General features: G+C 63.7%; 8 protein-coding genes. 5 read left to right on the top strand and 3 right to left on the bottom strand.

Translation table 11 applies throughout. From position 1 onward, the window contains the following. Window positions 1-37 precede the first annotated feature (37 nt). The gene (locus tag ACFU4Z_RS32115) at window positions 38-541 is read left to right on the top strand and encodes a sigma factor-like helix-turn-helix DNA-binding protein (protein WP_379070700.1); all 504 of its coding nucleotides are present in this window, start codon (window positions 38-40) and stop codon (window positions 539-541) included. Here the strand turns inward: ACFU4Z_RS32115 and ACFU4Z_RS32120 are convergent. The 3 genes from ACFU4Z_RS32120 to ACFU4Z_RS32130 all read right to left on the bottom strand — a co-directional run bounded on the left by ACFU4Z_RS32120 (window position 525) and on the right by ACFU4Z_RS32130 (window position 4,001). Continuing rightward, window positions 525-1,154: a hypothetical protein gene (locus ACFU4Z_RS32120; RefSeq protein WP_379070703.1), complete on the bottom strand. Its 630-nt coding sequence runs from the start codon at window positions 1,152-1,154 to the stop codon at window positions 525-527. The genes ACFU4Z_RS32115 and ACFU4Z_RS32120 overlap by 17 nt on opposite strands. A 302-nt stretch (window positions 1,155-1,456) precedes the next feature. Then, window positions 1,457-2,503: a hypothetical protein gene (locus ACFU4Z_RS32125; protein ID WP_379070706.1), complete on the bottom strand. Its 1,047-nt coding sequence runs from the start codon at window positions 2,501-2,503 to the stop codon at window positions 1,457-1,459. Window positions 2,504-3,047: 544 nt separating this feature from the next. Further along, a complete protein-coding gene (locus tag ACFU4Z_RS32130; protein WP_067834621.1) occupies window positions 3,048-4,001 on the bottom strand; it encodes an NAD(P)-dependent alcohol dehydrogenase in 954 nt (317 codons plus the stop codon). A 245-nt stretch (window positions 4,002-4,246) separates the two neighbouring features. Between ACFU4Z_RS32130 and ACFU4Z_RS32135 the strand changes: the two genes are divergently transcribed. The 4 genes from ACFU4Z_RS32135 to ACFU4Z_RS32150 all read left to right on the top strand — a co-directional run bounded on the left by ACFU4Z_RS32135 (window position 4,247) and on the right by ACFU4Z_RS32150 (window position 6,638). Beyond that, the gene (locus ACFU4Z_RS32135; RefSeq protein WP_379070709.1) at window positions 4,247-4,870 is read left to right on the top strand and encodes a hypothetical protein; all 624 of its coding nucleotides are present in this window, start codon (window positions 4,247-4,249) and stop codon (window positions 4,868-4,870) included. Then, a complete protein-coding gene (locus tag ACFU4Z_RS32140; RefSeq protein WP_379070712.1) occupies window positions 4,857-5,342 on the top strand; it encodes a hypothetical protein in 486 nt (161 codons plus the stop codon). Before ACFU4Z_RS32135 ends, ACFU4Z_RS32140 begins: the two co-directional genes overlap by 14 nt. A 250-nt stretch (window positions 5,343-5,592) precedes the next feature. Continuing rightward, complete coding sequence (locus ACFU4Z_RS32145; protein ID WP_378672221.1) at window positions 5,593-6,264, top strand: dihydrofolate reductase family protein; 672 nt, start codon at window positions 5,593-5,595, stop codon at window positions 6,262-6,264. Between the two features lie 206 nt (window positions 6,265-6,470). Beyond that, window positions 6,471-6,638, top strand: coding sequence for a hypothetical protein (locus ACFU4Z_RS32150; protein ID WP_379070715.1), 168 nt, complete (start codon window positions 6,471-6,473; stop codon window positions 6,636-6,638). Window positions 6,639-6,937: the final 299 nt, after the last annotated feature.

Here is a 6,937-nt window from a genome sequence, read left to right on the forward strand (position 1 = left end):
CCTTGCCGAGCATTTGTGGCAAGGCATGAGGAGCGGGATGAGCAGCGCAACGACCAACTCGGCAACCGTGCTCCGCGAAGTCTTCGATGTCAGTTATGAAGAGATCGCCGCCGCGGTCGACAAAACACCGGCGACGGTTCGTCAGATCGCCCGCCGCGCGCGGCAGCATGTCGAGGCCCGCCGTCCGCGTTCGGTGGTTTCCCCCGACCAGGCGCGGGCGGCGCTGGAGTCGTTTCAGCGGGCGCTGGAAACCGGTGACCCGCAAGGTCTTCTCAACGTGCTCGCCCCGGATGTCGTGCTTCTCACCGACGGTGGCGGCATTAAGACCGCGGCACGGGTGCCGATCATTGGCATCGAGCGCGTGCTCCGGAACCTGGTCGGCTTCGGCAAGATCAGTGCCACGCTCAGCACCGAACCTATTGTCGGAGAAGCTGACCCACATCGACTCGCAGACAGCACTCAGCTTGCAATGAGTATCGACAAGACATACGGAACTCGAAGAGCGGGCGTTGTCAGTCTGTTTGTCAGCTTGTGTCGGTGATGCAGAGAACAGTGATCTCTGCATTGGCGGTGTCAGTCAGGACGTACGTTTGATCAAATACCACGCCCTCGAACCATGGAGCCCATGCCTCGTGGCTTACATCCAGGCGAAAGTCCTCAAAACGGTTCTGGGTCAACGCTTCAACGGCAGCACTAGCGAGCGCCTTCGCATCGCGCGCTGGCCCGCGGTATCGCTCATGTGCGCCGCCATTCACGATCGCGCCAGCCAGCAAGCCGTCCAGGCACAGCGATCCAGCCCAATGCTCTTGAAAGCCGCCAACGTCCCGACCGAGCGGCTTGGGGATCTGAAGTTCGCTGAGCCCCGCTCGGACCGCCTTACTGTCGAAGAAGACACGAAGGAGTTCGTACTCCTCCAACCGGTTCCGAGCGAGGAACCAGGCCGTCGTGTCCGAATAGTCGACCGCACACCACCGCCCGAATAGGTATCCACCGTTCAGGTGGGTCGCCGCCACCTGAACGAGGTACCGCTCCAGTGCCGGGGCATTCACGGGCACGGGTTCCCAAGCGATGCTCTCCCACGACGCAATGACTTCGAGCAGCTCGGGGCGCGGATCGTCCCAGTCGATCTCGTTCCAACGTTTCGGCACGGTCATGAGTTTGACAGCTACGACCCGGCCAGCGCACGCCAATTCCGTCCGCTCCTGCCGCTGGGCGCGTGGTCGTGAACATCCGCATCTGCCGATTACCGCGCAATCTGGACTGGCTTCGGCGAGCCGCAGCAGATGACACCGAATAGCTGGCTCAGTCCCGCACTATTCACCGCCGTACGGCGTTAGAAGGCCAATATCAGCGCAGTAATGCGAGATCAGGCCGGATGATCTCGCCGCGATGTCTTGTGCCGGCCTTCGACGTCGGCGCTACCGATCATCTCGACACGGTGGTTGTGGGACGCGGATCAGCAGTGTTCGTATCGACGTACGTAGGGCTGCGACTCCGGTAAGACGTTGTATCCGGGTGTCTGGCAGCCGCCGACCACGACCTCGAAAAAGGGGCCCATGGAGTAGACGGGGCCGTTGGGTGTGTGGATCGTGTAGGCGACCGCCGTGCCGGAGCCTGCCAGGTAGGGGAGATGTAGATCGGCGAGTTGTGTGGTCTGCGCGGCGCTGAATTCCGTACCTACGGGAGGGAATACGGTGACGCCCAGTGTGCGGCCTTCAAAAGGCGGGTCGTAGACCGACACCCGAGCGAAAAGCGGGATGGGTTGATCGGTCAGGAACCACTGCCACAGGTCGAGTTCGTCATTGGACGGGAAGCGAGGGGTGGGCTCTTGGTGGGGGGTGACGCGATCATGGGGCCATGGATACGACCCGGGGCTCCGTTCCGAGTGATTGGTGAACCCGCGCTCCCGCTCATGAACGGTGGATACGATCCACTGGTTGGATGCCAGTTCGGGGAAGTCCCGGATGATTCGGCGCATCGCCGCGGTGGCGCGGTGAGGTTCGCTCTCGGAGCCCGCCCGGATGTCGATGGTGTTGGTGATGCGGTCCGCGAAGCCGCCGCTCGAGTCCCAGTGCACTTCGGTACCCGCAGCCCATAGTCGCGCCCAGTTGTTTGCGGCGTTCGCTTCCGTGCTCACGTCACGGCCGAACATCCAGTACGCGGAATAGGAGTCCGCCATCCGGTCGATGGTGACCCTTATCGGGTCGCCTTCGAAACGGCGCGGAAGCGGTTGAGCGCCCATGGCACTCACCACAGACGCGGCCTCGGCCGGTGTGGCGTCGTCCCTGAGCCGCACGTCGAGTTTGGCGTTGAAGTGCCTACCCTTGTAGTGCTCGAAGCGGTGTGATGCGTCGGTCACCCCTGGAAGGGCCCGGATGGCCGTCTCGATCTCGCGTGACGAGCTGTCATGCTCGGCCTGGTCGCGTCCTCGATCGAAATAACCACATCCGGTCAGCAGGACAGCCGCCATCAGCAACCCGAGGGTGGGCACGGTAGAGCGCATAGCGTTGATCTTGCCAGCAATTGGCGTCACAGCGCTGCCGCCGACGCGCCCCCAGTTCTGTGGCCGGATTGCGAGGGTTTCGACGCAGCTGGGGAATTGCGGTGGCGTAACGGACGGGGGCGAGCGACGGAATGGACGGCCCGACCCGACGATCGCCACGCCTTGCCCGCCCTCCCGCCCCAGCTATCTGCAGACTGCCATCGCCCGGTCCAATTTCCTTGGGGAGATACTGATTTGAGTGTTCATCCGCCTCTTCGCAGCCGCACTAGGGTTCCCCGTCTTCGCGGGAACGGCTTGGACCTTCCTCCGCGCATCGGGTTCCCTCGTCGATGAGTTCGTCCTGATGCTGGGTGTCCCGGCTGGTATCTGGCTGTTGGTGCGCTCCGTCGATCAGAAGAAATGATCAAGGCCGACGCCCTGTAATGCCGCTGGGCGCGCGGTGACGAACGTCCGCAACTGCCGCCTACCGCGCTGAGCGAAGCGGCCACGTCGTGGTAGCCGGCGGGCCAGACCGGTTGCGGCTCAGAACATCCGGTGGTGCCGGTCAGCGGATCTCGACCACCACTTTGCCCAGGGCGCGTCCCGCACCGACGTGGGCCAGCGCGTTCGCGGTCTCGTCGAGGGGGAAACTGCGGTCGATGTGGATACCGATCCGTCCCGCGACACACGACTCCGCGAGGGGTGTGAAGTGCGCGGGCCCTTCCTTCACCGCGAGGACCCCGAGCCCGCGGCCGGTCACCATTCCGGCGACCACTCCGACCGTCGTCAACCGCAGCAACGCGCGCGTGGTGCCGCCGACGCAGCGGTACCGACCGCCACGCGCGACCGACCTGCGATAGGCGAAGACCGACCGGTGGGCGACGAGGTCGAGTACCCGGTCGTACGGTCCGGTTCGGGTGAAGTCCTCGGCGCGATAGTCGATGACCTCGTCAGCGCCGAGCGTGCGCATGAACGCCAGTTTGGCGGCATTGTCCACCCCGGTCACATGCGCCCCGGCACTCTTGGCCAACTGGATCGCGAACGCTCCGGACCCGCCGCCCGCTCCGTTGATCAACACCGACATACCGGCTGCGATGCCGGCCGTGCCCTGCAGTGCGATCGCCCCCGCCTGTGGCAGCGTCGACGCCTCGGCGAAGCTCAGCGACACCGGTTTGTGGGCCAGCGCCGATTCAGGAACCACGGCATATTCCGCGAACCCGCCCTTGAGCATGAGATTGTCGCCGTAGACCTCGTCACCCGGTGCGAACAGTGTGACCTCGGAGCCGACGACTTCGACCCGTCCGGCGATATCGGATCCGAGAACCGGGCGTCTGGGTGCCCGGAGCCCGCCGATGCGCGAATACAGCGGCGTCCCCCGCAGTGTCTCCCAGTCGGAGAGGTTGATCGACGTCGCGTGCACCTGGACGAGCACCTGTTTCGGCCCTGGGGAAGGCGCTGGGACCTCCGCAATCGACAGCACCTCGGGGCCGCCGTAGCGGTCATACACGACGGCCCTCATGCGATTCCAGCACCGAGGATCGAGCGACAGCCTGACACACAACAAACTCTAGTCGGCGGGCCGCCCCGTGACCGGCGAACTGTGCGTCGGCCTCCGGCGCGACTCGCCGAACCCTCTCCCGCACACCAGCAACGTCCTGCATTACCGCGTGACGCGCGGGTCCGACAGGCCACGCGAAACACCCCAAAGATCTAACGGGCCGAGACTATCTCGACATCCACCAACGCACTGAAATGCCGAGTTGAGTGCGTTCGTTCGAAAGCAAAGGCCTGTCGAGTCGGATCGAATCACCAGGTTGGTCTGCACCTGTTCGAGCGGATATTGCAGGTGGAGCGGGTGCCCGTATATGTTGGCGCAGTGATCTTCTCTTATGGAAAGGGCGCCGTGCGCCCCTGCCGGTGATCCCCGGCAAGTGGCTGGTTTCCGGCGATACGGATGACCAGACCACTCTTCTTATTCAACCACTCAGCCTCAGCGCCTTGCACGGCTCAGGACCATGGCCTCGCCACTACTCCGATGCGCTACCGGTGCTGGTCCGATTCGCCGAGTTGCTCGCGACCACGGCTCCAACCATCACCCGCATCCGTTCCGTGCAAACCATCACGAGGTTGCTGAAAGATCCACCCCCGGAACTGGATTGGTCATCCGGCGAGGTCGCCCGTCTAGCCAGGAATTACTCGGCGCTGTTCGCGCACACCGAATGGTCCGATGAGGTCGAGGCCAGACTTGCCGAACCGGATGGTGAATTCGGTTTCAACCGATACACGCACCACTACCACCCCGCCCGAATCCTCATCGACGAGCTGCACCAAGCCGCGGCCACGTACCGATCCACCGGCAAGACCGGATTTCACCATGGCCATCAATAAGATCCAGTTCGACAGACAAGTCCAGTTCCCCCGCCCACGCCGCTGGCTCCTCGCCGGAATCCTTCCGATCATGCGACGTGACCGGGTCATCCCACGTATCGACGGCGTGCCACTCACCGATCTGATCGACAGATTCGAACTCGACGCAGGTATGCAACCCGCAGGCGGGGCATACGGTGGCCTCATCCCGGCGCACTCTCGGTCCCTGCGGATGGACGACCACTTCCACGGAAGGTCAACCATGGCAACGGGATCGAAGACACCCGTGCTCGTATGTGAATGCGGTGAGTGGGGCTGCTGGCCACTCCTGGCCGAGATCACCGTCACCGACGACCTCGTGATCTGGGACTGCTCCGAACAACCCCGTCGCCGACGCGACTATGGCGCGTTCGGTCCATTCCGGTTCGACCGCAACCAATACGACGAAGCTCTGCGGGACCTGAGTAGGCCAATCAGCTCAAGGATCGCGTGAACACGATTCGCCGCATGTCTTGCTGCTCGCATCTCGCATCTCGCATCTCGCAAATGCACTCACATGCCGCTGGGCGCGCAGTTGCTGAACGTCCGCTTCTGCCGAATGTAGCGAGAATCTGTCGCCGCGTCGTGCGGTACGCCAACGTCGGGGATGCTCGGCAGTGGTGGCCCACCTCACATAACCACTCTGCTTGCAGTACTTTGAATGAAGTGCTTTACTGGTCCAACTTCAACGAAGTGATAGCTCGGTGGACGTCCGGTTCGGACCGGACACTCACCATCCGATCAACGAAGGGCCTTTTTTGCGCAAGCTGGTGTACCTCATTGCTTCTACTCTCGACGGCTTCATCGCGGGCCCGGACGGATCGGACCCGAGCGGGCCCGGTGGCTTCTGGACTCCGTCGGAGGACTACCTGAAGCACCTCATCGAGGGATACCCCGAGACGCTGCCGGGGGCGGCGCGGGCCGCGTTCGGCATCACGGCCGAGAACGTTCGGTTCGACACCGTCGTCGAGGGCCGCAAGAGCTACGAGATCGGGCTGGCGGTCGGGGTGTCCGATGCCTACCCGCATCTGGAGCATGTGGTCTTCTCCCGGACCCTGACCGAAAGCCCGGACCCGCAGGTGAAGGTCGTGGCCGATGATCCGGTGGCGACGGTGCGCGAGCTGAAACGGCAAGGCGGCAAGGACATCTGGCTCGTGGGCGGCGGAGACCTGGCAGGCGCGCTCTACGGCGAGATCGATCAGGTTATCGTCAAGCTCAGCCCGCTCACCCTCGGCGCCGGCATTCCGATGTTCGGCCGCTCGGCGAGCTTCGCCCCCGATGCGTGGAACCTCGTCGACCACACGGTCCTCGGCAGCGGAGCGGCCTTCCTCACCTACGACCGGGTCGCCGGTACGGCGTCGCCGGCCGCGGAGTAGCCGGAACGGCCCAACCGCCAAGTAGCTTCCTACCCAACACCCGCTCATGCCGCGCGCACAAAAGGGCTGCTCTGAGCAGAAGTTTCAGACTCTGCGCGGGTGAGGGGGCGCGTAGAGTCGGAGAGAACATCTTCCGAGTGCAGGAGCGCCGCTCGCGCGGTGCCAGCGGCGTTCGTCGCGTTCCCTCCGCGAGCACGGAGACCCTCATGAACGAGGCGATACCGATGTCATCGATCCACGTGCACTGGGTTGTCACCGAGGCGGTGTACATGGCGGTATCGGGTGACTACCCGGAACTGTGCGCCACCGACCCCTGCTCGTCGCTACGGGCGGTGGAGGAACTCCTGGCAGCCATCGACCGAAAACCTCTATGAGACACACGATCCGAACCAGGTACTGCCCGACCGATCAAGACTGCCAAGCAGGCAGCTCAGCACTCGAAGTGCTTGTCGTGCAACCAATCATGATCGGAACAATCGCATACGAGAGTGAAGGGTCTATTCCAGCAGAGGTTGGATCGCAACGCGAGACCCTTCAGAGCGGCACCCCACGGTGGCACCGACCAAACGCACGCTCATGGCTCCCCTTTATGTCAAGACATGGCTGGGAGACGGTGGTTAGGCTGGGTGGTGGTAGGTCCGGGATGTGGCTTGTCCGAAGGGCCGGTGTGCGG

It is taken from the genome of Nocardia sp. NPDC057440 (genome assembly GCF_042802915.1).
In the GTDB taxonomy this organism is placed as follows: Bacteria; Actinomycetota; Actinomycetes; order Mycobacteriales; family Mycobacteriaceae; genus Nocardia.

What these genes read in the sequence shown, in the direction of transcription:
- ACFU4Z_RS32120 (WP_379070703.1), bottom strand. Translation starts at nt 1,154, where the DNA reads ATGACCGTGCCGAAACGTTGGAACGAGATCGACTGGGACGATCCGCGC.
- ACFU4Z_RS32150 (WP_379070715.1), top strand. Translation starts at nt 6,471, where the DNA reads ATGAACGAGGCGATACCGATGTCATCGATCCACGTGCACTGGGTTGTC.
- ACFU4Z_RS32115 (WP_379070700.1), top strand. Translation starts at nt 38, where the DNA reads ATGAGCAGCGCAACGACCAACTCGGCAACCGTGCTCCGCGAAGTCTTC.
- ACFU4Z_RS32140 (WP_379070712.1), top strand. Translation starts at nt 4,857, where the DNA reads ATGGCCATCAATAAGATCCAGTTCGACAGACAAGTCCAGTTCCCCCGC.
- ACFU4Z_RS32130 (WP_067834621.1), bottom strand. Translation starts at nt 4,001, where the DNA reads ATGAGGGCCGTCGTGTATGACCGCTACGGCGGCCCCGAGGTGCTGTCG.
- ACFU4Z_RS32125 (WP_379070706.1), bottom strand. Translation starts at nt 2,503, where the DNA reads ATGCGCTCTACCGTGCCCACCCTCGGGTTGCTGATGGCGGCTGTCCTG.